The sequence below is a fragment of the bacterium genome (assembly GCA_030654305.1).
In the GTDB taxonomy this organism is placed as follows: domain Bacteria; phylum Krumholzibacteriota; class Krumholzibacteriia; order LZORAL124-64-63; family LZORAL124-64-63; genus PNOJ01.
On the sequence record JAURXS010000263.1, the window covers coordinates 1 to 2,319 of the forward strand.

Consider the following 2,319-nt stretch of genomic DNA (forward strand, 5'->3'; position numbering starts at 1 on the left):
GCGACGGGGTTGTGGGCGAAGGCGAGGCGGCGGCCGTCCGGCGACCAGGCAGGGCCCGACTCGTCGCCCGCGTCGTCGGTCACGCGCAGCAGGACCGGGCCGTCGGCGGTCGGCGTGCCGGCGCTCGCCAGGACCGGCTCCTGCCCGCCGCCGGGTTCGAGGTCGAGCAGGTAGAGGTCCGTGCGTCCGGCCACGGTGCCCACCAGGGCGATGCGGCGGCCGTCGGGCGACCAGGCCGGCGACGAGGCGCCGTCCAGGCCCAGGCGCACGTCGCGCGTGACGTCGCCGGTCGCGACCTCGACGGTGTGCAGGGTCTCGGTGTTGCCGCTGCGCGCCACGAAGGCCACCTCGCGCCCATCGGGCGAGAAGGCCGGCCGGCTGCGGTAGGGGTGCAGCGACTCGAAGCGGCTGGCGCGCTGGCCGCGCGCCAGCTTGCGCAGGACCTCGCCGTCGATCGCGGACATCAGGTACAGGCTCATCAGGCCGTCGCGGTCGGAGAAGAAGGCGAGCTGGGTCCCGTCGGGCGACAGCGCAGGGCGGAAGTTGGCGCCGTCCCCGTCCTCGCGGTGGTCGGTCAGGCGCCGGGCGATGTCCTCGGGTTCCTCGAAGCTGCCGTAGGAGGGCCAGGTGAGGCCGCGCACGTAGCGGGCGTAGAGGCGGTCGAGCGCCTCGGCGTCGAGCCCCAGCGAGGCGTCCAGCACCCGGTCCATGCCGCGGGAGCGGTTCAGCAGGCGGCACATCTCGGGGATCTTCTGCTCGCCGTAGCGCTCGGAGATCAGGCGCAGCGCGGCCTGGCCCTCCTTGTAGACCAGGAACCCGCCGACCTGGTCCAGGGGCCAGAGGTAGCCGCTGGTCGCCGCGTCGCGCAGGTACATCTCGGCGCCGGGGTCCCAGCCCGAGCTGTACCACTCCGCGAGCCCCTCGGCGAACCACAGCGGGATGCGGAAGAACGGCGACCGCGACGCCGTGCCGCGCGAGCTGCCGAAGACCATGTCGAACATGAAGACGTGCACCAGCTCGTGGCGCAGCACGTGCACGAAATCGGCGTGGGACTCCTCGTAGGGCAGGACCATCCGGTTGCGGACGGGCTCGGTGAAGCCCCCGGTGCCCTCGCCGAGCAGGTCGTCGGCGACGTTGGTCTGCGCGAACTCCGTGTGCGAGGAGTAGAGGATGAAGGGGATCCGGCGCTCCGGCTCGTGGCCCAGGCGGGCGGCGTACTCGGCGTAGGTGCGCTCGGCCACGATGGCGGCGCGCACGGCCAGCTCCTCGGCGTCGGCGGCGTGGGTGATCTCGAAGTGGGGCGTGACCAGGACGCGCCGCGCGACGTCCGCGGTCTGGACCTTGTTGCGGCCGAAGTAGTAGGCGTCCGCCGGCGCCGCCGCCAGCAGGAGCGCGGCGGCCAGGGCCGTGGCGAGTATGCGGTGAGCCGCCATCGTCCGCTTTCCTCTCAGTACTCGAACCGGTACTTCAGGTCCAGGTTGTAGGTCGTGTCCCCGAGGATCTCGTTGGCCCGGCGGCTGACCTCCGACTGCAGCAGCAGGTGGTCGTTGATCTGGTACTCGACGAGGATCTCGCGGTCCTGGTCGGTGACGGCCTGGGCGAACTTCACGTAGAGGTCGCGCCCGATGTACTTCCCGACGCCGATGAGCGTCTGCGTCGTGCCGTCCTCGCGGACGCGGCCGCTCTCAATGTCGAAGGTGTCCACCAGGTCCAGCTCCGCCGCCACCTCGCGCTCCAGGAGGTTGAACCCGGCGGCCATCGTGCCCTGGCGGACGGCCGACGTGGCCGCGATGTCCGAGGCGTTCGGCGTCATGCCCAGCAGCATGCGCTCGATGTTGCTGCGCGCGTAGCCGCTCTCGGAGCGGAAGGCGACCTGCGGGGCCAGCGCCGAGCCCGTCACGTCCACGTAGATCTTCTCCAGGCGGCGCGAGCCGCCGTCGCTGGCCGGCAGCCGCACCGAAGTCTCGGCGGTGAGGCCCACCTGGGGAATCACGCCGTGCTCCTGCGAGAAGTCCAGGCCGCCGTAGCTGACCTTGAAATCGTTGTTGAACACCGGCAGGCGCCCCTGGTCGATGTTCAGGTGGCCGCTCAGGTTCATGCCGCCCATGTCGCGCAGCAGGCGCACCTCGCCGCTCAGGAACAGCTCCATCGTGCGGTTGATGACCCGGCAGCTGCGCGGCGGCGCCCGCAGGCGCAGGTCCGCCAGCCAGTCCGGGGCCACCGTGGCCACGCGCGGGTCGCTCACGCTCGGCTGTTCCGAGAAGTCGCCGGAGAAGCGCGCCTCGATGATCTCCAGATCGCCGGCGAAGCTCGGCACGA

2 protein-coding genes are annotated in these 2,319 nt (G+C 71.7%); both read right to left on the reverse strand.

Translation table 11 applies throughout. The features are described 5' to 3' along the window. The coding region (locus Q7W29_07495; protein ID MDO9171657.1) for a hypothetical protein at nt 1-1,433 on the reverse strand (1,433 nt) is incomplete at its 3' end. Between the two features lie 14 nt (nt 1,434-1,447). Continuing rightward, the coding region (locus tag Q7W29_07500; GenBank protein MDO9171658.1) for a translocation/assembly module TamB domain-containing protein at nt 1,448-2,319 on the reverse strand (872 nt) is incomplete at its 5' end.